This window comes from Aestuariimicrobium sp. Y1814, assembly GCF_050113895.1.
In the GTDB taxonomy this organism is placed as follows: domain Bacteria; phylum Actinomycetota; class Actinomycetes; order Propionibacteriales; family Propionibacteriaceae; genus Aestuariimicrobium.
Map to the genome: position 1 here is coordinate 174,267 of NZ_JBNJRW010000002.1, position 22,280 is coordinate 196,546.

Genomic DNA, 22,280 nt, shown 5'->3' on the forward strand with positions numbered 1-22,280 from the left:
CCCGGGACACCCGCCTCCACCGCTGGTTGGGCCCGGGGGCGCTCGGCGTCCTCGTCCTCGGGGTGGTCGCCTACCTGGTCGTGCTGCAGGTGATGCTGACCACGAAGAACCCTCGCCGTCGCCGCGGTCGACGGCACCTAGTTGCTGCGCGTGCTGCTGTCACCGGCCGGGCGCTCACTTGGTGGTGGTGGGGCTGGGCACCTGGTCGGCGGGTGAGCACAGCCCGGCCACGCTGCCGCTCATGCTCGTCCACTGCACGGGTCGGGTGAACAGGGGCAGGCACCACTCGCGGGTGACCGTACGCACGTTCGTGCCGTCGTCGATGCCGTTGTGCCGGCAGTTGCCGACATGGGCGAACGCGTCGCGCACACCCTGCTGCGTCCACAACCGGACGACGATCGCCTGGGCATCGTGGTAGTCCTCCGAACAGTTTTCCGGGTCGTTCGGGCCACCCCCGATCGGTGCCTGCTTCAGGGCCAGCAGTAGTTGTCGGGCGTCCTGGTCGACAAGTTGGCGGGAGACGACCAACCTCGGGCCGGGGACCGCCTCGGCCTCCGGCAGCTGGGACTTCTCGTACTGGCACAGGCTGATGGCGCTGACCTGGTCGATGGTGCCCAGGTCGAAGCTGTCGGTGGGGCTCACCCAGTCCCACTTCTCGATCGGGGAGTTGGGGGCGCAGCCGGCCTGGTCGATCGTGAAGGCCGTGGCGCTGGCGAGGACCTGCTGGGCCAGGGCCTCGTCGTCCGGGGTGCCGCTGGGGACTGACACCGACACGACCACGTTGCCGAGCCGGCGGGTCTGGTGCCATTCCGGCAGCTCGGGGGCACCGGTCGTGGCGTCGTACATGGACAGGTGCATGACGTCCTGGTTGCGGGGGAAGGGCCCCGGGCAGCCGATGGACAGAATGACCCGGTCGCCGGTGAACGAGTCGTAGTAGGGGCTGGTGGGGTAGTGGTCCTGGGTGCCGGCGCACCAGTCGGGGCCCGGGGCGCCGCGGTAGCCCCACTCGGTGGGCACCTGGACGGCGACATCCCTGCTGGAGACCCACTGGAACCCCGGTTCGGGCTCAGGCAGGCCGCTGCCCACCTCCGGCGGGGTCAGCTCGGTGTCCCGGCCGACCTGCTGGACGATCAGTGCGACCAGCAGGGCGGTGACCACGACGATGGCCGCCACGGCCCACCAACGCCACTGCCGGCGGGGTGCGGGCGGGGTCGGGCTCTGGGTGGCATCGGGGGCGTCGACATCGCCGGCGTGCTCGGCCAGGGCTGCTCGCAGGGCGCTCTCGGCCCGGGCGAACCCGGGATCGTCAGGGTCGGCTGGGCTGGCGGCGTCGGCTGGGTTGACGGCGTCGGCGGGCGGGGTCTCGTGGTCGGTCATGACAGGTCCTCGGCGGTGAGTCGCGGCGCCAGGGCGGCCAGGGCGCGGCGCAGGTGGGAACGGGCGGTGGCTTCGGGAATGCCGAGCTGGTCGGCGATGTCACGGTGGGGCAGGTCGGCCCAGTACCGCAGCACCACCACGGCCCGCTGCTGGGGCGGCAGCTCGCGGCACAGTTGCCAGGCGAGGGCGGCGTCGGTGCTGCGGGTGGTGTCGTCCGGGGTGGCATCGGTGGTGGGGGGATCGTCACCGACCGGGGTGCCGGAGCGGTGTCGTCCGTGGCGACGCCACTGGTCGATGACGGCATTGGTGATCGAACGGCGGGCATAGGCGAGCGGGTCACCGGTGAGCTCGTCCCAGCGGCGCAGCATCGCGATGAGCACGTCCTGGGTGATGTCGCGGGCATCTTCGCGGTCGTGGCAGACGAGGTAGGCGTAGGAGACCAGCCGCGCTTGGTGCGCGGCAACCCAGTCGTCGAATGCCTGCATACCCCTATTCACGCACGCGAGGCCCCCGGTGTTGCAGGCGTGCGTGATTCTGCTGCGGGGTGCACCCACGGGGTGCGGGGCCGGCCGTGGTCGGGCCGGCCCCACGTCAGCCGGTCAGCTGATGTCGTCGGTGTCGGTGACGGGCTCGGACGCCTCCGCGGACCCGGCCGGCTCGGTGGCGAGCAGGCTGAACAGGTCGCGGCGGGTGCGGGCGAGGATGTCGGCGGCGGCGCTGACCTGGTCGCCGGTGGCATTGGTGGCCACGGCACGCAGGGCATCGGCGAGCTTGCCGAACTCCTTCCACAGGGTTCCGTGCTCACTGGCCCGGAAGTCGCGGCCGGCATCCTGGAAACTGGCCCAGGGTGCCTCGGGAGAGGCGGCGACGGCGTCACGGCCGGCGTCGGTCAGGGTGAACACCTTCGGGTTGTCGGCATCGGGGACGATCAGTCCCTCGTCCTCGAGTGCGGACATCGCGGGGTAAATCGCACCGGGGCTCGGCTTCCAGAGTCCGTCGGTGCGTTCGGCCAGCTCCTGGATTATCTGGTAGCCGTTGCGGGGCTGCTCACCGAGCAGGTGCAGCACGGCCATCCGGACGTCTCCTCGGCCGGCGCGTCGACCGCGTCGTCCGAAGCCCTTGTGCCCGCCGGGGTGCGGACCGCCGAAGGGCGGGGCGGGCGGCATCGGGAAACCGCCGAAGCCGAAGCCCGGGGCGGGGACGCGGTCGTCCTGATCGGGGTTGAAGCCCTGGTCGGGGCCGTGGTGGTGCGGACGACCGTGTCCGCCGCCGCGTCGTTCGCCGCGGGGTCCGCGGCCGCGTCGTCCGCGAGGTTCGTGTGATTCGTGTTCGTCGTAGGTCATGATGACTCCTTGGTAGATCGCTCGATAGCTCAACGATATATCGAAAGAAGTCTTGGTGCCAAGCAGTGGGACCCTGACTCGACCCTGACCGTGCTCGGGGCCCGGACCCCGAGCCGGCCCGCCCCGTTCCCGTCCGCGGCCCCGTCCCCGCCCCCGCGATCCCGCCCCCCAATCCCGCGGATGCGCAGCTTTCTGCCCGGAATTCACGCCGCCAGTGAAGGATCCGTGACGGAACCTGCGCATCCGCGGGGTTGGGGCTCGAGGCGGACGACGGGCCTGCACGGACGAGGGGGCTGAGCGGACGAGGGGCCCGCAGCGGGGCCGACCTAGGTCAGGCCGCCCGAGCCGCCGAAGGGGACGGCGGGGCCCGGGATGCCGGCCTTGTCGAGGGCGACCTTGCTGCGCTCCCGGATCTCGCGCTGCACGCCCCACTGCTGGTTGGCCACGCACCTGGCCGTCACCCGGAAGGTCATCGAGGTGCCGCTGAGGGACTCCACGCCGAGCACGGTCGGGGTCTCCAGCAGGGTCTCCTTCCACTGGTCCTCCTCGGCGATGCCGGTGACCACGCCGGTGATGATCTCGATCACCCGGTCGGGATCGGCCTGGTAGCCCACCGGGATGTCGACCACGGCGTTCGACCAGCCCTGGCTCACATTCCCCACCCGGACGATCTCGCCGTTGCGGACGTACCAGACCTGGCCATTGGCGTCGCGCACCTTCGTGGCGCGCAGGCCGACCTCTTCCACGGTGCCACTGACCTCACCGAGGTCGACGATGTCACCGACGCCGTACTGGTCCTCGGCGATCAGGAACAGCCCCGACAGGAAGTCCTTGATCAGGGTCTGCGCGCCGAAACCGATGGCCACACCACCGATGCCGGCCGAGGTGAGCAGCGGCCCCATCGGGAAGCCCAGGGTGGACAGGATCATCATCGTCCCGATGAACACGATCAGGAACCCGGCCACCGAGCTGACCATCGAGCCCAGCGTCTTCGTCCGCTGGGCCTGGCGGGGGTGGTCGAGGCCCAGCAGGCGGCGGGTGCGGGTGTTCGACAGGCCCGGCAGGGGAAGGTGTCGTTGCTGGTTGACCAGTGCCATCCGGACCAGGCGGCGCGAGAGCACCCTGGCCAGCTGCCAGGTGATGGCCATGACCGCCATGATGACCCCGACTTCGATGAGGGTGTCGGGCCAGGTCCAGGAACTGATCATGCGCCCCATTCTGCCGCGCCCACCGACTGTGAGCGCCCAGCCCATCCCGAACGAGTGGGAGCGTGTGCCCCCTTCCCAAAGTGGCCGCCCGGGCCTAGATTGTGGTCAACGCCGTTACAGAACGATGTGCCAAAAGAGTCAGATCCTCTCTAGCGACGACTAAGAATCGGCTGTGAAGTCTTCAATTGCAACGCTGTCATCAATAGTGTCAGCAGCATCGGGGTCAGTCGGCCCCGGCACGGGTCGGCAGGCCGGCCACCTGGGTGCCATGAGCGCGGTGCCCCTCAACCACTGGAGCTGGAGACCATGAAGAGACCACCTACCAGAGCTGTCAGGGCTGCGGCCCTCACAGCAATCATGTCCCTGTTGGCGATGCTGGGACTTGTCCTCAACCCCGCCACCGCCCAGGCCGCCGCGCCGCAGCCGCCGCTGCCCGACCGATGTGGCGTCGACATCGCCCTCGTGCTGGACGCGTCGGGCTCCATCGGCAGCGGCGCCTTCACCACCGCCAAGAATTCCTCCAAGGACTTCGTGAGCGCCCTGGAGGGAACCCCGTCGTCGGTCGGTATCTACACGTTCTCGACCACGGCTGATCCCGGCAACGAGCTCGCCAAGACCTCGGTGGCCAACACTGCCGGGGCCAACACCGTACGCAACCACATCGATGGCCTCACCTACACCAACGGTCTGACGAACTGGGTGCAGGGCTTCAGCCAGGTACCGAAGAGCCAGTACGACATCATCGTCTTCGTCACCGACGGTTACCCGAACACTGGCGGCACCGGGGGTGACCACCTGAGCCCGGCCATTGCCCAGGCCGACGCCCACAAGGCTGCGGGCACGTTCATCATCGGGCTCGGGGTCGGCAGTGGGGTCAACCAGGTCAACCTGCAGGCCATCTCGGGCCCGGTGCAGAACACGGACTGGTACCTGATCGGCAACTACGAGGCCCTGACGGCGGCCCTGGAGACCATCGCCTACAAGGCCTGTGAAGGCACCGTCAGTGTCATCAAGGAAACCCAGGACCACAACGGCACCGTCATCAACCAGCACGCCAACTGGGCCTTCAACAACAGCAACGGCACCCCGGCCAGCGGGCAGACCGACGCCAACGGTGCGCTGAACTTCGAGGTGGACATCCCCGACGGCGCGAACACCGCTTCGACGACCATCACCGAGGCCCAGAAGCCGGGCTGGACGATGCAGCAACAATCGGGCAGCAACGCCGTCTGTACCAACAACAAGACCGGTGCGACGGTCACCACCGCGAACGTCACCAATGGCTTCACCGTCTCGGTCGGCCGCAATGACGTGGTCACCTGCAAGGTCGTCAACAAGCTGGACCCGCCGTCGCTGACGATCGCGCAAACAATCACGCCGACGTTCGTCCGGGACTACGACTGGACGCTGGACAAGTCGCTGGCGCCGGGTGAACAGGCCACCAAGACCGTGCCGGTGGGCAGCAGCGCCTCGTTCAACTATGTGGTGACCGCGACCCCCACCCACACCGATTCGGGCTGGCTGATCAACGGCACCGTGACGGTGACCAACCCCGGGGCTGCCGCGGTGGCGGGATCGGTGAGTCATGGTGCCCCGCCCGGGGTGAACTGTTCTGCGCCGCAGAACGTGAATGTGGCCGCCTTCGCGTCGGTGAACCTGAACTTCACCTGCACGGCGGCGAGCAACCCGGGATCGGGCAACATCGTCTCGCTGGTCACCTGGACGGGTGGCAGCAACTCCGACACCGACCCGTTCAACTTCGCAGGGGTGACCCCGAGCACCGTCGGTTCCCAGATCACCGTCAGTGACGACCTCGCCGGGCAGACCTGGACGGCCGATGCCGCCGATGGTGTGTTCACCAAGAACTACACCCTGCAGCACAAGTCGACCGCGCTGGCCTGCCAGCAGTTCACCAACACCGCGACCCTGAAGGAACTGCAGACCCAGGTGCCGGCGCTGACCGACACCCAGACGGTGACGGTCTGTGGCACCGCGACGGGCGTGGGCATCACCAATGCGGCCAACGGTTCCTTCGAGCGTGACTGGGACTGGTCGTTGACCAAGGACGTCGACCAGGACAGCGCCACCATCCCGGTGGGGTCCACGGCTGACTTCGAGTACACGATCACCGCGACCCCGACCTCGGTGGACTCGGACTTCGAGATCCACGGCACCGCCACGGTGACCAACTCGAACACCATCTCGCTGAGTGGCATCGATGTGGTGGTGACGGTGCCCGGTGGTACCTGCACGGTGCCCAGTGGCAGCAACCTGACCATCGCGGCGGGGGCCTCCCTGCTGGTCAGCTACACCTGCTCGCTGCCGGGTGCCACCGATGGTGACACCTTCACCACGACGGCAGTGGTCACCTGGGAGGGTGACACCGACCCGACCAACCCACCCAACGCGGCTGACTCCGACACCAGCGTGGACTTCACCACCGTGGCCCCGTACGAGACCGACCCCGAGGTGACGGTCGAGGACGACTTGGCCGGCACCACGTGGACGATCCAGGCGGCCGACGGTGTGTTCACCGTGACCTACACGCTGGCCCACGAGGCGACCGAACTGTCGTGCGTCCCGTACACCAACACCGCGACGATCACCGGCATCCAGCTGGTGCCGACCGGACTGGGTGCGGCGAGCGTGCCCGACCCAGTCTCGCGGACGGTGACGGTCTGTGGCACCGCCCTCGACGTCTCCATCACCAACACGGTGACCGGTGACTTCGACCGTGACCACGACTGGACGCTGACCAAGGACGTCAACACCACCAACCTGTTGGTGACGGTGGGCGAGGAAGGGGTGGCCAAGTACACGCTGACCGCCACCCCGTCGACCATCGACTCCGACTTCCGCCTGACCGGCACCACGGTGGTGACCAACGACAACGCGATCGACATCGACGGGGTCACGGTCACGGTCACCCTGCCCGAGGGCACCTGTGTGGTGGTCGACGGTGACGGCCTGACCATCCCGGCCGGTGGTTCGGTCACCCTGGACTACACCTGCACCCTGACCGGGGTCAGCGCTGGTGACACCGTCACCACCGTGGCCACGGTGGTGTGGGAGGGTGACCCCGACCCGGCCACGGTCGAGTCCGCGGACGAATCGGCTGATGTCGACTTCACCACGGTCACCCCGACCGAGACCGACGCCGAGGTCGTCCTGACCGATGACCTGGGCAACCTCACCCAGACCCTGAAGGCCACTGACGGCCAGACGGTGATCACCTACGACCTGGTCTGGACGCCCACCGCGCCCGGCTGTGTGGACTACCCGAACGTCGCATCGCTGACTGATGACGGGGTTGCGGTGACCGACACGGCCACGGTGAAGGTGTGTGCCATCAAGAAGCCGGTCAAGCTGCCCGACACCGGCAACCCGATCGGCCTGTCCAGCCTGGCAGGCGGTCTGGTGCTCGGTGGGCTGCTGATCCTCGGTAGCCGCCTGCGTCGCAACCAGGCCTGAGGAGGGAGCGACCAGCAGCTAGCTGAATCGCAGTAGCTGCCGCAACACCAAGAAGGCGGCCCGGTGATCACACCGGGCCGCCTTCCCCTGTGCTCAGCCCTTCGGCTTGCCCCGTCTGCCCTGCTTGTGCATTGCTGCCTCAGTTCAACGCGGGGCAAGGCGTCGAACTGAGGCAGGCGCTGAACCCAGCCCCCCGTTCCTGTCGGCGGACGAGGGGCTTAGGCGGGGGATCAGCCGGGCTTGGGGGCTCCGGGGCGGGCATAGCGAACCCAGGTGATGACCACGCACATCACGGCCCACACGACACCGATGATGTAGAAGGGCACCACGCCCATGGTGGTCAGGCCGATGCCGAACAGGAACGGCCCGAAGGCGGCGATTGCGGCGGTCCAGCCGATGACACCGCCGGCCTGGCGCTTCTCGAAGATCATCGGCATCTGCTTGAACGTCGACGCGTTCCCGATGCCCGAGAACAGGAAGATCAGCAGCATCCCCCAGAGGAACTGGTTGAAGCCCGACGACAGGGCCTCGGCCGAGGACGTGTCAGGGGTGAGTCCACCGATCGTCCACCAGATCGAGCCGATCAGGCCGACGCCCGAGATCAGCGTCCAGATGGCCCCACCCATGCGGTCGGTCAACGGTGAGAACAGCACCCGCGCACCCGCCCCGATCAGGGGGCCCAGGAAGACGTACTTGACCGGGTCGGGCAGGTCATAACCCGCCACCAGGATCTGCGCAGTGGGTCCGCTGCCCTCGACGATGTCGGGGTTGCCCGAGCCGTACAGGTTGCTCATCAGCAGGCCGAACTGGGCAGACAGGCCCGAGAAGGTGCCGAAGGTCATGATGTAGAGGATCGTCATCCACCAGGTGTCCTGGTTGCGGAAGATGTCGAACTGCTGCTTGATGTTGGCCTTGATCGGCACCGACTTGAGGTACTTCCAGGCCAGCCAGGCGCAGATCAGGATGAACGGCAGCCACACGTACGACGCCGCCTGGTACCAGACCTCCTGGTCGGGCTGGCCGGGGAACGACATCTGCTGGCTGATGCCCATCCACCAGAACATGCCCCAGCCGATGATCCACGGGGTCAGCAGCTGCACCAGCGACACACCGAAGTTGCCGATGCCGGCCTGCAGGCCCAGGGCGGTGCCCGACATGCGCTTGGGGAAGAAGTACGACGTCGAGGGCATGAAGCCCGAGAACGCGCCGCCGCCGATACCGGCCAGGAAGGCCAGCACCAGCAGTTCCCAGTAGGGGGCCGTACCCGGCAGCATCGTCCGCACACCCCAGCCGAGCACCGGGAAGAACAGCAGCAGGGTGGTCAGGGCGACCATCCTGCGGGTGCCCATGATGGGCGGCAGCACCATCCAGACCAGTCGCAGCAGACCTGCTGCCAGGCCGGGGGTGGCCGCGAGCCAGTACAGCTGGCCCTTGGTGAAGTCGTAGCCGATGGCATTGAGCTTGGGGATGATCGCGCTGGGCAGGAACCAGGTGACGAAGCACATGGTCAGGCTGAACGTGGTGATCCACAGCGTCCGCCAGGCCAGCTTGCTGTCCCACGTCTCTTCGTTCTCGGGGTCCCAGGACTCCAGCCATTCGCTGCTGCGGCCGGCGGCCGGGTTGGTTGATGTACTCATCGTCATGCCTTTTCAGTCGTGGCGAGGACGGGCTCCTCGGCAACGCGGATGTCGATTTCGTCCTCCAACTGCGGGGACTGGTCGTGCAGCATGCGGTGGATCGTCCAGTGCATCCACAGCAGCGACACGAGGGTGAAGCCGAACAGGACGACGAAGGCACTTGACCACATGCCGGTCAGCTCCTGCCCGTAGCTGAACATCAGGGGCAGGAAGAATCCGCCCAGGCCGCCCAGCATTCCGACCAATCCACCCACCGAGCCGACATTGTCGGGGAAGTAGGTGGGGATGTGCTTGTAGACCGCGGCCTTGCCGATGCCCATCGCGCAGCCCATGAAGAAGACCAGCACCACGAACAGCCAGACATTCATGGTCCAGGGCAGGAAGGTCCGTTCGCTGCCGTCGGGCATGGCCACCACCAGGTGCCCGTTGGGCATCATCAGGATTCCAGAGGTCACCAGCAGCACGGCGAAGGTGGCATACATCGCGCGGCGGGCACCCCACTTGTCGCTGACCCAGCCACCGAGCGGACGAAGCAGTGAGGCGGGGAAGATGAAGGTGGCCGTCAGCAGTGCCGCGGTCTGCAGGCTCACCCCGAAGACACTCACGTAGTAGTTCGGCAGGTAGGCCGAGAACGCCACGTAGGCGCCGAAGACGACGACGTAGTAGAGGCTGAACCGCCACACCCGCACGTCCTTGAGGGGCTGGAGCATCTCACGGACGGGCTTGGCCTCGCCGGGCACCCGGTCCTGCCGGGGGGTGCCGAAGAAGATGCACGCCGCCAGGACCAGCAGCAGCGCCGAGTAGATCACCGGGATCAGTCGCCAGCCGCCCTGGATGCCGAGGAAGAAAGTGGTGCCGGCGGTGGCGGTGATGATGACCGGGCCGATGAACTTGGTCACCGAAGCGCCCACATTGCCGGCCCCGAACAGGCCCAGGGCGAAGCCCTTGCGGCGGTGGCTGAACCAGGCTGAGTTCCAGGACACGCCCACCGAGAAGCTGTTGCCGACGAAGCCGACCAGGAAGGCCAGCACCAGCAGCATCGAGTAGGTCTGGGCGAACGAGACCGCCAGCGAGGCCACCGCACCGAACAGCAGCAGCCCCAGCATGACCTTGCGGCCACCGATCCGGTCGGCGAGCATGCCGGCCGGCAGCCGCCACATCGACCCGTTCAGCACGGCCAGCGAACTGATCCAGGTCAGCTGCGAGTTGGTGAGGCCGAACTCCTCCTTGATGGGCACACCGAGGATGCCAAACATCAGCCACACCGCGAACATCACGGTGAAGGCGATCGTCGACCATGCCAGCACCCGGCCGGAGCCGGGCAGTTCTGCAGGCGCAGCGTCGGGGCCGTTCGTCGCCACGTCAGTCGGCGCGGACGATGGGGACGAGGGGGATGTTGGAGCGGTCATTGAGGGTCCTTGAATCGTCAACGGGCGGTTTCCGCCAAATCGGCATGACTGCGGCCACTTTGGCACAGCCCGAGGGTTCCGACCGGCGGGGGGTGCTAAATCCGCGATGCCCTCGTGACCACGGAATTTGAAGGATTCGACGGATTGCAGGGCGATCCTGTGATGTGATTGCATCATCGCACAGACGTTCCGCTAAATACTGTTGAACGTCGTCAAATCATCCGCACCCCGACGGAGTGGAGCAGGGCATGAGCGCAGGCAACCCAGGCGGCCAGTCCGCCCCGCATGCGCTCGGTGTGCTGTCCTCGCCGGTGCGTCGAGACATCCTCGACGTGCTGGCGAACCTGCCGCGGGTTCCCACCGGTTCGGAGTCCTTCACCCGCACCCGCGGGCTGACCGCCGCCGAGCTGGGGCAGCGGCTCGACCTGCACGTCACCACCGTCCGCTTCCACGTCGACCAGCTGGTCGAGGTCGGCCTGGTCTCGTGCCACGACGAACGCGGCCAGGTCGGACGACCCAAGCGCCGCTACACCGCCAGTCCCGGCCTGTTGCCCGACGTGCAGCGCACCGAGTCCTACCAGCGGCTGGAGGAGATGCTCTCCAGCGCCCTGCAGACCGAGGGTGACCTGGCCACCGCCGAGGAGGCCGGCCGCTTCTGGCTGGCCACCCACGCCACCGACATCATCAACGCCCCCGCCCAGGAGCCCGCCCACAACCGCGCCGAGTGGTTCTCCAAGATCGGCCAACTGGTCGACGTGCTCGACGAGTGGGGGTACGCCCCCGAACTGGCCACCCTGAACGCCGGCCACACCGCCGAACTGCAGCTGCACAACTGCCCCCTGCGTGACCTGGTCGACACCCAGCCCGATGTCGCCTGCGGGGTCCACCGCGGCATCATCCAGGGCACCCTCGAGGCGATCGGTGAGGGTGACGCCGAACTCAGGCTGACCCCGATGGCGGCCCCCGACGTCTGCCTCGCCCGGATCACCACCCGTCACGACCTCACCCAGCACCGAGCCACCCCCGAGAAGCCGGCTTCCCCCGAGAAAGGCCAGTCATCATGACCGACATCCAGTCACGCCGCCCGGAGGGCCTGGACGACCCGCTGACCGAGGCACTGGTCTCGACCCGGCGCTTCTTCACCCGCGCCGAGGTCTCCGAGGACAAGCGCGCCATCTTCAACGAGGGCGGGCGCTCCGACGCCTTCTACCGTGACCGCTGGGCCTACGACAAGGTCGTCCGCTCGACCCACGGCGTGAACTGCACCGGGTCGTGCTCCTGGAAGGTCTATGTCAAGGACGGCATCATCACCTGGGAGGCGCAGCAGACCGACTACCCCTCCACCGGGCCCGACAAGCCCGAGTACGAGCCGCGGGGCTGCCCCCGCGGTGCCGCCTTCTCGTGGTACACCTACTCGCCCACCCGGGTGCGCTACCCCTACATCCGCGGGGTGCTGCTCGAGCTGTACCGCGCCGCCAAGGCCGAACACGGCGACCCGGTGCTGGCCTGGGCCTCCATCGTCCAGGACGAGGCCAAGGCCAAGCGGTACAAGAGTGCCCGCGGCAAGGGCGGCCTGGTGCGCTCCAGCTGGGACGAGGCGATCGAGATGGTGGCCGCCGCCCACACCTACACGATCAAGCGCTGGGGCCCCGACCGGATCGCCGGCTTCTCCCCGATCCCGGCGATGAGCATGGTCTCGCACGCCTCCGGCGCCCGCTACACCAGCCTGATCGGCGGCTCGATGCTGAGCTTCTACGACTGGTACGCCGACCTGCCGATGGCCAGCCCCCAGATCTGGGGTGACCAGACCGACGTGCCCGAGTCGGGTGACTGGTGGGACGCCGGCTACCTGCTGATGTGGGGCTCCAACGTGCCGCTGACCCGCACCCCGGACGCCCACTGGATGACCGAGGCCCGCTACCGCGGCCAGAAGGTCGTGGTGATGAGCCCCGACTACGCCGAGAACGTGAAGTTCGCCGACGAATGGCTGCCGGTGGCCCCGGGCACCGACGCCGCCCTGGGCATGGCCATGGGCCACGTCGTGCTCAAGGAGTTCTTCGTCGACCGCACCGTCGACTTCTTCGACGGCTACTGCAAGCAGTACACCGACCTGCCCTTCCTGGTCACCCTCGACCCGCAGGACGACGGGTCCTACAAGCCGGGCAAGTTCCTGGTCGCCGGCGACTTCCAGGGCCCGGAGCAGGCCGGCGAGAACGCGATGTGGAAGCCGGCGCTGTGGGACGGCGCGACCGACGGCCCGGCCGTGCCCGGCGGCACCCTGGGTGACCGCTTCGGTGAACAGGGCGTCGGCAGGTGGAACCTCGACCTCGGTGACCTGCAGCCCAGCCTCACGCTGGCCGAGCGCACCACCGAGACCGCCGAACTGGTGCTGCCCGCCTTCGACGACTCGATCAGCGATGTGCAGGAACTGCGCCGCGGGGTGCCCGTGCGCCGGGTCGGTGACCGCGTGGTCACCACCGTCTTCGACCTGCTGCTGGCCCAGTACGGGGTCGCCCGGCCGGGGCTGCCCGGGGTGTGGCCGGCCGACTACGACGACTCGACGGTGCCCTACACCCCCGCCTGGCAGGAGCCGATCACCGGTGTGAAGGCCGAGGTCGTCGCCCGCATCGCCCGCGAGTTCGCGCAGAACTCCGAAGACACCAAGGGCCGCTCGATGATCCTGATGGGGGGCGGCACCAACCACTGGTACCACTCCGACGTGATCTACCGCACCATGATCATGTTGACCACCATCACCGGCTGCCAGGGCCGCAACGGCGGCGGCTGGGCGCACTACGTCGGGCAGGAGAAAGCTCGTCCGATCACCGGGTGGGCGAACATGGCCTTCGCGCTGGACTGGAGCCGCCCCCCGCGGCAGATGATCCAGACCGGCTACTGGTACATCAACACCGACCAGTGGCGCCACGACACCTTCTCGGCCGAGTCGCTGTCGGCCAAGGCCGTCGGCAACGACCTGTTCAAGGGCTGCGTCACCGCCGACCTGTTCGCGCAGTCGGCCCGCTCGGGGTGGATGCCCTCCTACCCGACCTTCGACCGCAGTTCCCTGCAGCTGGGCGACGACGTCGCCGCCTCCGGCAAGAGCGTCGGCGACTACGTCAGCGAACAGCTCAAGAGCGGCGAGCTGAATTTCGCCGTCGACGACCCCGATGCCGAGGACAACTTCCCCCGCGCGCTGACCCTGTGGCGGGCCAACCTGTTCGGCAACTCCGCCAAGGGTGATGAGTACTTCCTCAAGCACCTGCTGGGCACCGACAGCGCGGTGACCGCCGCCGAGGCACCGGAACACCTCCGTCCGACCTCGATCAAGTGGCGCGAGAAGGCCCCCGAGGGCAAGCTCGACATGGTCCTGACCCTCGACTTCCGGATGACCAGTTCGACGCTGATGTCCGACGTGATCCTGCCGGCGGCCACCTGGTACGAGAAGCACGACATCAACACCACCGACATGCACCCGTTCGTGCACCCCTTCACCCCGGCGATCAACCCGCCCTGGCAGGCCAAGACCGACTGGGACATCTTCGGCCTGCTCGCCGACAAGCTGTCCGAACTGGCGGTGACCCACCTGGGCACCCGCACCGACGTGGTGGCCACGCCGTTGATGCACGACAGCCCTGACGCGATGGCCAACGCCCACGGCATCGCCGCCGACTGGAAGAAGGGTGAGGTCGACCCGGTCCCCGGGGTGACCATGCCCAAGCTGGCACTGGTCGAACGTGACTACACCAGGATCGGCGAGAAGTACTCCTCGGTGGGCCCGCTGCTCGACAAGCTCGGCACCACCACCAAGGCGGTCACCGTCGACGTGAACGGTGCGGTCGAGTACCTGAAGGGCCGCAACGGGGTCCACGGCGGTGACGGGGTCAACGCCGGGCGCCCGAAGCTGGTCACCGGCATCAATGTCGCCGAGGCGATCATGGCGCTGTCGGGCACCACCAACGGCCACCTGGCGACCCAGGGCTTCAAGACCCTCGAGAAGCGCACCGGCCACCAGATGCACGACCTGGCCGCCGAGCACGAGGGCAAGATCATCACCTTCGACGAGATCGTCGGCCAGCCGACCCCGGTGATCACCTCACCGGAATGGTCCGGCTCCGAGTCCGGGGGCCGGCGCTACAGCCCCTTCACGATCAACGTCGAACGCAAGAAGCCCTGGCACACGCTGACCGGGCGCCAGCACTTCTACGTCGACCACGACTGGATGCAGGCGCTGGGTGAGACGCTGCCGACCTACCGCGGCCCACTGAACATGAGCCGCATGTTCGACGAGACCCCGATCGGGCAGACCAACGAACTCGGCGTCAGCGTGCGCTACCTGACCCCGCACTTCAAGTGGGCGATCCACTCGCAGTACCAGGACAACTGGTTCATGCAGCAGCTCTCGCGTGGCGGCCAGCAGGTGTGGATGAGCGTGCAGGACGCCGAGAAGGTCGGCATCGGCGACAACGACTGGGTCGAACTGGTCAACCGCAACGGCGTGGTCAACGCCCGCGCGATCGTCTCGCACCGCATGCCCGAGGGCACGGTGTTCATGTACCACTCCCAGGACCGGCTGATCGACGTGCCGCTGACCGAGGCCAATGGTCGCCGCGGCGGCATCCACAACTCGATGACCCGCATCCTGATCAAGCCCAGCCACATCATCGGCGGCTACGCCCAGCTGGCCTACGCGTTCAACTACACCGGGCCCACCGGCAACAACCGCGACGAGGTCACCATGATTCGGCGCCGTTCGCAGAACGTCACCTACTGAGACACCGACCGGGAAGAGAGACACTGACATGCGCATCATGGCCCAGATGGCGATGGTCATGAACCTCGACAAGTGCATCGGCTGCCACACCTGTTCGGTGACCTGCAAGCAGGCCTGGACGAACCGCACCGGCACCGAGTACGTCTGGTTCAACAACGTCGAGACCCGACCCGGGCTCGGCTACCCCCGCCGCTACGAAGACCAGGACGAGTGGAAGGGCGGCTGGGAACTCAAGAAGAACGGCCGCCTCAAGCTCAAGGGCGGCGGCCGGTTCAACAAGCTGCTGAACATCTTCTCCAACCCGAAGATGCCCGACATCGACGACTACTACGAACCGTGGACCTACGACTACGAGAACCTGCTCAACGCCCCGGCGCAGCCGAACTTCCCGGTCGCTCGTCCGCATTCGATGCTGACCGGCAAGCCCATGAAGCCCGAATGGGGTGCCAACTGGGACGACGACCTCGGCGGCACCTACGCCACCGGTCACGACGACCCGATGCTCAAGGGCATCGAGGACAAGGTGAAGTTCGAGTTCGAGCAGACCTACATGTTCTACCTGCCCCGCATCTGTGAGCACTGCCTCAACCCCAGCTGCGTGGCGTCCTGCCCCTCGGGGGCGATCTACAAGCGCTCCGAGGACGGCATCGTTCTGGTCGACCAGGACCGCTGCCGCGGCTGGCGCATGTGCGTCTCGGGCTGCCCGTACAAGAAGATCTACTTCAACCACTCCACCGGCAAGGCAGAGAAGTGCACGTTCTGCTACCCCCGCATCGAGGTGGGCATCCCCACGGTGTGCGCAGAGACCTGCGTGGGGCGGCTGCGCTATATCGGGCTGATGCTCTACGACGCCGACCGGGTGCTGGCGGCGGCCTCGACCCGCGATGACGCCAAGCTCTACGAGGCCCAGCGCGACGTCTTCGTCGACCCCCGGGACCCGGCGATCGCCGCCGAGGCCGAACGCCAGGGCATTCCGCTGGACTGGATCGAGGCCGCGAAGAAGTCGCCGGTGCTGAAGCTGATCCAGGACTACCAGGTCGCGCTGCCGCTGCACCCCGAGTACCGGACGATGCCGATGGTCTGGTACATCCCGCCGCTGTCACCGGTCGTCGACGCGCTGCGCAACACCGGTCACGACGCCGAGGACGCCGGCAACCTGTTCGGTGCCATCGATGCGCTGCGCATTCCCCAGGAGTACCTGGCGAACCTGTTCACCGCCGGTGACGTGAAGCCGGTGCGGGCGGTGCTCGACAAGCTGGCGGCGATGCGCAGCTACATGCGCGACATCAACCTCGACCGGGAACCCCAGGAACAGATCGCCAACGCCGTCGACATGACCGGCGCCGAGATGCGCGACATGTTCCGGCTGCTGGCCATCGCCAAGTACGAGGACCGCTACGTCATTCCCAGCGCCCACAAGGAGCAGGCCCACTCGCTCGAGGAACTGGCCACCGACTGCCCGGTCGGTGAGGGCAAGTCCGGTCGCTCGGGCCTGTTCGGCGGCGGCTCGGGTGGTGGCCCGGTGCCGGTGGCCATCCAGACCCTGCGCGAGACCAAGGCCCGCATGCAGGCCGACGAGATGTCGCAGGTGCCCGGCTCGGTCTCCTACCTGGAATGGGACGGGCGCGGGATGCCCGGCAAGGACAGCCCCGAGCAGGTCGCCCACCGCCAGGGCATCCCCGGCGCGGTGCCCTCCAGCGAGAGCCACCCCTTCATGGCCGGCGCCCCACGGCTGGACGGTGACCCCGGCACCGCCGGAGCCAACGGTGCCCGCCGCGGCCTGGACGAGGGTGGTCCGCGATGAAGGAATGGTTGCCCACCCTGCGCCGCCGCCAGGCGGTCGCACCCCGGCGCAAGCACCCCGACCCCGAGCTGGGCGAGGCCGACCTGCGCACGGCCTGGCAGGTCATCTCCCTGCTGCTCGACTACCCCACCAGTGAGGGCATCACGCGCATCCCGCTGCTGCGCCGGGCTGCCTCCGGGCTGCCCGGGCCGGTGCGGGAACCGCTGGGCCGGCTGATGGACCACCTCGAGGCCGGTGAGTTGAAGGCCCTGCAGAGTGACTACGTCGACACCTTCGACACCACCCGGCGCTGCGCCCTGCACCTGACGTACTACTCCTACGGCGACACCCGCAAGCGCGGGATCGCGCTCGTCCAGTTCAAGCAGGCGTTCCGGCGCGGTGGCCTCGAGGTCACCGAGGACGAACTGCCCGACCACCTCGGTGTCGTCCTCGAGTTCGGGTCGCTGGGCAATGCCCCGCAGACCTGCTGGAAGCTGCTGAACGACCACCGGGCCGGCCTGGAACTGCTCTACCGCGGGCTGGTCTCGCGACCCTCACCGTGGGTCGATGCCGTCGAATCACTGCTGGCGACCATGCCGCCTCTGGCCGGTGAGCAGGAACAGGCCGTGCACCAGTTGATGATCCAGGGCCCGCCGGACGAGGAAGTCGGGCTCGACGCCTATTCCCTCGACCCGCGGCTCAACCCCCACCCCGACCTCGACGCCGAGGGAGTGCTGTCATGAATACCCTGCTGTTCGCCATCTTCCCCTACATCGCCATGGCCGTCTTCGTGGTCGGCCTGGTCTGGCGCTACCGCTACGACAAGTTCGGCTGGACGACCCGCAGCTCGCAGCTGTACGAGTCGAAGCTGCTGCGCATCGGCAGCCCGCTGTTCCACTTCGGCATCCTGTTCGCAGTCGTCGGGCACGCGATGGGCCTGCTCATTCCCAAGTCGTGGACCGACTGGATGGGCATCGACCAGCACACCTACCACCTGGTCGCGGTTGTCGGTGGGCTGGTGGCCGGCGTGATGATCGTCGTGGGCTTCGCGATCCTGGTGTTCCGCCGCCGCACCACCAAGGCGGTGTTCAACGCCACCACCTGGAACGACAAGATCATGTACCTGCTGTTGGGCATCGTGATCGTCACCGGCATGTGGAACACCATCGGCACCACCCTCGACGACACTTACAACTACCGCGAGGGCGTCTCGCCGTGGTTCCGCAGCATCTTCACCTTCAACCCGCAGCCTGAGCTGATGGCCGACGCCCCGCTGCAGTTCAAGCTGCACGGCATCTCGGCCTTCCTGCTGGTGCTGATCTGGCCGTTCACCCGGTTGGTGCACGTGTTCAGCGCCCCCATCGGCTACCTCACCCGGCCCTACATCGTCTACCGCTCGGCCGGCCACCGCGGCGGCGCCCTCGGATCGACGCCGGAGCACCTGTGGGACAAGCCGGGCTGGGACGGGCAGCGCCCGGGCACCCGCAAGGGCGAGAAGACCGGGTCCTGACCTTGGCCGCGCCGTCTGCCTCAGTTCCACGCCCTGCCCTGCTTCGAACTGGGGCAGCGCCTCCCAACTGAGGCAGGTGCCGGGCATCGGTAGGCTGGCCGGGACGACCCCGTCAGCGACGACACAGGAGAACCCACGGTGAAGACACATCCCGAGGCGCTGGTCGCCGAGGCGCGCGCGCTGAGCCCCGACGAACTCCACCGGCACAGTCGGACGATCGCGATCCCCGCGTTCGGTGAGCAGGCCCAGGCCCGGCTGCGGGCCGCTTCGGTGGCGGTGGTCGGCGCCGGTGGGCTCGGATCCCCGGTGCTGACCTACCTGGTCGGTGCCGGCATCGGGCGGCTCACCATCATCGACAACGACGTGGTCGAGGTGCACAACCTGCAGCGCCAGGTCGTGCACGGCACCGGCACCGTCGGTGTGCCGAAGGTGACCAGCGCCGCCAACCGGCTGCGTGACCTCAACCCCGAGGTCGAGATCGTCGAACGCGACCTGCGGCTCGACCCCACCAATGCGCTGGCCGAACTCGGCGGGCACGACCTGCTGGTCGACGCCACCGACAACCTGCCCGTGCGCTTCGCCATGGCCGACGCCGCCGAACAGCTCGACCTGCCGGTGGTCTACGGCTCGGTCAGCAGCACCCGCGCGCAGGTCACCGTCTTCCGGAAGTCGTGGGGCATCGGCCTGCGTGACCTGCTCGACGAGGACCAGCAGCCCGGCGTCACCAAGCTGGACGATGTCGGCGTCTTCGCGCCGTTGACCGGCATCGCCGGTTCCTGGATGGCCGTGGAGGCCGTCAAGCTGATCTGTGGCATCGGTGACCCACTGATCGGGCGGGTGCTCTACCTCGATGCGCTCACCGCCGACCCCCAGGTCGTGCCCCTGGTGGCCCACCATGGCTGAGCGGGTGCGCCTCGAGGTCGAGGAGTACCTGGCCGAGGTGCTGGCCCTGGTCAACCCGCTGGACGAGCCCGAGTCGGTGCCCATTGCCGCGGCGGCGGGGCGCACGCTCGTCGAGCCGGTCACCGCCCGGGTCAACGTGCCCGGCTTCGACAACTCGGCCATGGATGGTTTCGCGGTGCAGTTCGACGGCATCAGGGTCGGCGACACCTTGCGGGAGGTCGGTGACGTGCCCGCCGGGTCGGGGCTCGACCCCGACCTGGGGCCGGGGGAGTGCGTGCGGATCATGACTGGCGCCCCCGTACCGAGCCGGGCCGACACGATCATCCAGCGTGAGTTCGTCACCGAACTGCCCGACGCCTTCGCCCCCGGCCAACCCGGGGTGCTGGTCAACCAGCTGCCGGCGCGCCGGGGCCTGCATGTGCGCCACGCCGGGGAGGACTTCCAGGTCGGCCAGGTGTTGATCGAACCCGGCGCGCTGCTCGGGCCCCACCACGTCTCGCTGACCGCCTCGAGTGGTGCCGGCGAGGTGCAGGTCGTGCGTCGTCCGCGGGTGGTCGTGGTCGCCACCGGCGACGAACTGGTGCCCCCCGGCGGTGACCTGCGGCCGGGGCAGATCCATGAGTCGAACCTGACCCAGCTGGCGGCCTCGCTGCAGGCTGACGGGGCCGAGGTCGTCCAGCGGCTGTGGCTGCCCGACGACCCGGCGGCGTTCAGTGCCGGGCTCGATGGTGCGGCGGGTGATGCCGACCTGATCGTGATGAGCGGTGGGGTCAGCGCCGGCGACCACGACGTCGTGCGGATCGCCCTGGGTGAGCGCGCCGAGGGCACCTTCCGGCATGTGCAGATGCAGCCGGGCAAACCGCAGGGCTGGGCGCGCTGGAACGGCACCCCGGTGCTGGGGTTGCCCGGCAACCCGCTCAGCACCGCCATCAGCTACCACCTGTTCGTCCGGCCGATCATCGAGAAGTTCCTGGGCCGGCCCGAGCGGCCGTGGTCGGCGGCGGTCGCCGCCGAGGGCTGGGACGCCCCACCCGAACGACGCCAGTTCATCCCGGTGAGCGTCGAGCACGACCAGACCGGTCGGCGGTTGGTGCGCCCGGCCCACCGCCGCGGTTCGGCGTCCCACATGGTCAGTGCGCTGACCTGGGCCGACGGAATCGTTGACGTGCCCACCGAGGTCGATCGGGTCGAGGCCGGCGACATCGTCCGGGTCAGGGGGCTGTGATGGCTGAGCACCCGTTCACGCACCTCGACGCCGCCGGGTCGGCGCGGATGGTCGATGTCACCGCCAAGCAGCCGACCGTGCGCGCCGCGACCGCCGCTGGCACCGTGCTGTGCAGCCCCGAAGTGGTCGACCTGCTGCGCTCGGGCCGGGTGCCCAAGGGCGACGTGCTCGCCGTGGCGCGGGTGGCCGGCATCCAGGCCGCGAAGAAGACCGCCGAGCTGTTGCCATTGGCGCATGTCATCGGGGTGCACGGGGCGGTGGTCGACCTGGAAGTTGTTGATCATGGTGTCGAGATCACCGCAACCGTGCGCACCGCTGATCGCACCGGTGTCGAGATGGAGGCGCTGACCAGTGTCACGGTCGCCGCGCTGGCGGTCATCGACATGGTCAAGGGCACCGATCGGTATGCCTCGATCAGCAATGTGCGCCTGCTGTCGAAAGAGGGCGGACGATCGGGGGTCTGGCGCCGTGACCAGTGAGTTCGCGGTCGTGAGCCGGCAGGCGGGCTTCGACGCTGTCGTCCTGGCCGGGGGGAAGGGTTCCCGGTTGGGTGGGGTCGACAAGGCTGCGCTCAAGGTCGGTGGCGTGCGACTGCTCGACCGGGTGCTCGAGGCCGCCGCCGGGGCCCGGACGACCGTGGTGGTCGGCCCGGTCGACGCCCCCGCAGGAGTGCTGGTCACCCGGGAGGACCCGCCCGGCACCGGGCCTGCGGCTGGTATCGCCGCCGGGCTGGCGGTGGTCGGTGAACACGCCGAATGGACGTTGCTGCTGGCCTGTGACCTGCCGGGGGCGCCGTTGGCTGTGCACCAGCTGCTGGCCCTGGTGGTCGAGGGTTCGGCCGAGGCCGATGCCTACTGCCTGGCCCGGGAGTCGGGCCAGCCGGAGTGGTTGTTCGGCATCTACCGCACCTCGGCGCTGCTGGCTGCGGTCGAGGCCTATGGCGACCCGAGGGACCGGTCGGTGCGCGGCATGGTGGGCCCGCTGAACCCGGTGGTGGTCGAACCCGAGTTGCCCAATGCGGCCCATGACCTGGACACCTGGAGTGACCATGCCCGGTGGAATGCCGCGATCCGGCTGCGCACCGGCACCCCGCCGGAGGACCGTACCCCGTGGCGCCCGTTCATCGAGCGGGTCTGCGCCGCGGTGGGGGTCGACCCCGACCTGGTCGACGAGGACGCCGTGCTCGACCTGACCCGCGAGGTCGCCCACGCAGGCGCCCGCGCGATGGCGCCGGTGAGCGCCTACATCCTGGGGGTGGCCGTGGGGGCCGGCGGTGACCCGGACTACCTGGCGCGGGTGGTCGAGGATGCCGCCACCGCCGCGCCGATGCCGCCGGGTGGCGGTGCCATCGGGGACGGCGCCGAGAATGAACCCGAAACCGATCCTGACAAGGAGTCATGAATGATTGCCGTGCGTTACTTCGCTGCCGCCGCCGATGCTGCGGGCACCACCGCCGAGAGCCTGGAGCCAGGCACCCTGGCCGAGGTGTTGGCCGCCATGGCCGAGCGCCACGGTGAGCGTCTGGCCGAGGTGGTCACCCGCTGCTCGTTGCTGCTCGACGGGGCCAAGGTCAGCGACCCCGAGACGCCGGTGGCGGCCAATGCCAAGCTGGATGTGCTGCCGCCCTTCGCCGGGGGGTAGGG

17 protein-coding genes are annotated in these 22,280 nt (G+C 68.4%); 11 read left to right on the forward strand and 6 right to left on the reverse strand.

Features of this window, described 5'->3' with window-relative positions; translation table 11 throughout:
- Positions 1-174 precede the first annotated feature (174 nt).
- The 4 genes from ACQE3C_RS03110 to ACQE3C_RS03125 all read right to left on the reverse strand — a co-directional run bounded on the left by ACQE3C_RS03110 (position 175) and on the right by ACQE3C_RS03125 (position 3,928).
- On the reverse strand, positions 175-1,377 hold the full coding sequence (locus ACQE3C_RS03110) for a hypothetical protein (protein WP_434537736.1): 1,203 nt from the start codon (positions 1,375-1,377) through the stop codon (positions 175-177).
- Entirely contained in the window at positions 1,374-1,862 is a 489-nt protein-coding gene (locus ACQE3C_RS03115; protein ID WP_434537737.1) for an RNA polymerase sigma factor, read from the reverse strand. The genes ACQE3C_RS03110 and ACQE3C_RS03115 overlap by 4 nt, the downstream gene beginning before the upstream one ends.
- A 114-nt stretch (positions 1,863-1,976) precedes the next feature.
- Complete coding sequence (locus tag ACQE3C_RS03120; RefSeq protein WP_434537738.1) at positions 1,977-2,720, reverse strand: PadR family transcriptional regulator; 744 nt, start codon at positions 2,718-2,720, stop codon at positions 1,977-1,979.
- 326 nt (positions 2,721-3,046) lie between these two features.
- Positions 3,047-3,928, reverse strand: a complete 882-nt coding sequence (locus tag ACQE3C_RS03125) for a mechanosensitive ion channel family protein (protein WP_434537739.1) — start codon at positions 3,926-3,928, stop codon at positions 3,047-3,049.
- 372 nt (positions 3,929-4,300) lie between these two features.
- Here ACQE3C_RS03125 and ACQE3C_RS03130 point away from each other — a divergent pair, with 372 nt between their 5' ends.
- A complete protein-coding gene (locus tag ACQE3C_RS03130; RefSeq protein WP_434537740.1) occupies positions 4,301-7,399 on the forward strand; it encodes a VWA domain-containing protein in 3,099 nt (1,032 codons plus the stop codon).
- 230 nt (positions 7,400-7,629) lie between these two features.
- Here the strand turns inward: ACQE3C_RS03130 and ACQE3C_RS03135 are convergent, their stop codons facing one another.
- Both ACQE3C_RS03135 and ACQE3C_RS03140 read right to left on the reverse strand, forming a co-directional pair.
- On the reverse strand, positions 7,630-9,036 hold the full coding sequence (locus tag ACQE3C_RS03135; RefSeq protein ID WP_434537741.1) for an MFS transporter: 1,407 nt from the start codon (positions 9,034-9,036) through the stop codon (positions 7,630-7,632).
- 2 nt (positions 9,037-9,038) lie between these two features.
- Complete coding sequence (locus ACQE3C_RS03140) at positions 9,039-10,445, reverse strand: MFS transporter (RefSeq protein WP_434537742.1); 1,407 nt, start codon at positions 10,443-10,445, stop codon at positions 9,039-9,041.
- 248 nt (positions 10,446-10,693) lie between these two features.
- On the opposite strand from ACQE3C_RS03140, the gene ACQE3C_RS03145 reads away from it, so the two are divergent.
- The 10 genes from ACQE3C_RS03145 to ACQE3C_RS03190 all read left to right on the forward strand — a co-directional run bounded on the left by ACQE3C_RS03145 (position 10,694) and on the right by ACQE3C_RS03190 (position 22,278).
- Positions 10,694-11,509, forward strand: a complete 816-nt coding sequence (locus ACQE3C_RS03145) for a helix-turn-helix transcriptional regulator (protein WP_434537743.1) — start codon at positions 10,694-10,696, stop codon at positions 11,507-11,509.
- Positions 11,506-15,216 (forward strand): nitrate reductase subunit alpha, encoded by a 3,711-nt coding sequence (locus tag ACQE3C_RS03150; RefSeq protein WP_434537744.1) that lies wholly within the window; start codon positions 11,506-11,508, stop codon positions 15,214-15,216. Before ACQE3C_RS03145 ends, ACQE3C_RS03150 begins: the two co-directional genes overlap by 4 nt.
- Before the next feature lie 28 nt (positions 15,217-15,244).
- The gene (gene narH / locus ACQE3C_RS03155; RefSeq protein ID WP_434537745.1) at positions 15,245-17,020 is read left to right on the forward strand and encodes a nitrate reductase subunit beta; all 1,776 of its coding nucleotides are present in this window, start codon (positions 15,245-15,247) and stop codon (positions 17,018-17,020) included.
- A complete protein-coding gene (narJ, locus tag ACQE3C_RS03160) occupies positions 17,017-17,742 on the forward strand; it encodes a nitrate reductase molybdenum cofactor assembly chaperone (RefSeq protein ID WP_434537746.1) in 726 nt (241 codons plus the stop codon). The genes narH and narJ overlap by 4 nt, the downstream gene beginning before the upstream one ends.
- A complete protein-coding gene (gene narI / locus ACQE3C_RS03165) occupies positions 17,739-18,509 on the forward strand; it encodes a respiratory nitrate reductase subunit gamma (protein ID WP_434537747.1) in 771 nt (256 codons plus the stop codon). Before narJ ends, narI begins: the two co-directional genes overlap by 4 nt.
- A gap of 138 nt (positions 18,510-18,647) precedes the next feature.
- Positions 18,648-19,412, forward strand: coding sequence for a HesA/MoeB/ThiF family protein (locus ACQE3C_RS03170; protein ID WP_434537748.1), 765 nt, complete (start codon positions 18,648-18,650; stop codon positions 19,410-19,412).
- Complete coding sequence (locus tag ACQE3C_RS03175) at positions 19,405-20,637, forward strand: molybdopterin molybdotransferase MoeA (RefSeq protein ID WP_434537749.1); 1,233 nt, start codon at positions 19,405-19,407, stop codon at positions 20,635-20,637. The genes ACQE3C_RS03170 and ACQE3C_RS03175 overlap by 8 nt, the downstream gene beginning before the upstream one ends.
- The gene (moaC, locus tag ACQE3C_RS03180; protein ID WP_434537750.1) at positions 20,637-21,116 is read left to right on the forward strand and encodes a cyclic pyranopterin monophosphate synthase MoaC; all 480 of its coding nucleotides are present in this window, start codon (positions 20,637-20,639) and stop codon (positions 21,114-21,116) included. Before ACQE3C_RS03175 ends, moaC begins: the two co-directional genes overlap by 1 nt.
- A complete protein-coding gene (locus tag ACQE3C_RS03185; RefSeq protein WP_434537751.1) occupies positions 21,106-22,038 on the forward strand; it encodes an NTP transferase domain-containing protein in 933 nt (310 codons plus the stop codon). The genes moaC and ACQE3C_RS03185 overlap by 11 nt, the downstream gene beginning before the upstream one ends.
- Positions 22,039-22,278, forward strand: coding sequence for a MoaD/ThiS family protein (locus ACQE3C_RS03190; RefSeq protein ID WP_434537752.1), 240 nt, complete (start codon positions 22,039-22,041; stop codon positions 22,276-22,278).
- Positions 22,279-22,280 lie beyond the last annotated feature (2 nt).

What these genes read in the sequence shown, in the direction of transcription:
- ACQE3C_RS03110 (WP_434537736.1), bottom strand. Translation starts at nt 1,377, where the DNA reads ATGACCGACCACGAGACCCCGCCCGCCGACGCCGTCAACCCAGCCGAC.
- ACQE3C_RS03115 (WP_434537737.1), bottom strand. Translation starts at nt 1,862, where the DNA reads ATGCAGGCATTCGACGACTGGGTTGCCGCGCACCAAGCGCGGCTGGTC.
- ACQE3C_RS03120 (WP_434537738.1), bottom strand. Translation starts at nt 2,720, where the DNA reads ATGACCTACGACGAACACGAATCACACGAACCTCGCGGACGACGCGGC.
- ACQE3C_RS03125 (WP_434537739.1), bottom strand. Translation starts at nt 3,928, where the DNA reads ATGATCAGTTCCTGGACCTGGCCCGACACCCTCATCGAAGTCGGGGTC.
- ACQE3C_RS03130 (WP_434537740.1), top strand. Translation starts at nt 4,301, where the DNA reads ATGCTGGGACTTGTCCTCAACCCCGCCACCGCCCAGGCCGCCGCGCCG.
- ACQE3C_RS03135 (WP_434537741.1), bottom strand. Translation starts at nt 9,036, where the DNA reads ATGAGTACATCAACCAACCCGGCCGCCGGCCGCAGCAGCGAATGGCTG.
- ACQE3C_RS03140 (WP_434537742.1), bottom strand. Translation starts at nt 10,445, where the DNA reads ATGACCGCTCCAACATCCCCCTCGTCCCCATCGTCCGCGCCGACTGAC.
- ACQE3C_RS03145 (WP_434537743.1), top strand. Translation starts at nt 10,694, where the DNA reads ATGAGCGCAGGCAACCCAGGCGGCCAGTCCGCCCCGCATGCGCTCGGT.
- ACQE3C_RS03150 (WP_434537744.1), top strand. Translation starts at nt 11,506, where the DNA reads ATGACCGACATCCAGTCACGCCGCCCGGAGGGCCTGGACGACCCGCTG.
- narH (WP_434537745.1), top strand. Translation starts at nt 15,245, where the DNA reads ATGCGCATCATGGCCCAGATGGCGATGGTCATGAACCTCGACAAGTGC.
- narJ (WP_434537746.1), top strand. Translation starts at nt 17,017, where the DNA reads ATGAAGGAATGGTTGCCCACCCTGCGCCGCCGCCAGGCGGTCGCACCC.
- narI (WP_434537747.1), top strand. Translation starts at nt 17,739, where the DNA reads ATGAATACCCTGCTGTTCGCCATCTTCCCCTACATCGCCATGGCCGTC.
- ACQE3C_RS03175 (WP_434537749.1), top strand. Translation starts at nt 19,405, where the DNA reads ATGGCTGAGCGGGTGCGCCTCGAGGTCGAGGAGTACCTGGCCGAGGTG.
- moaC (WP_434537750.1), top strand. Translation starts at nt 20,637, where the DNA reads ATGGCTGAGCACCCGTTCACGCACCTCGACGCCGCCGGGTCGGCGCGG.
- ACQE3C_RS03190 (WP_434537752.1), top strand. Translation starts at nt 22,039, where the DNA reads ATGATTGCCGTGCGTTACTTCGCTGCCGCCGCCGATGCTGCGGGCACC.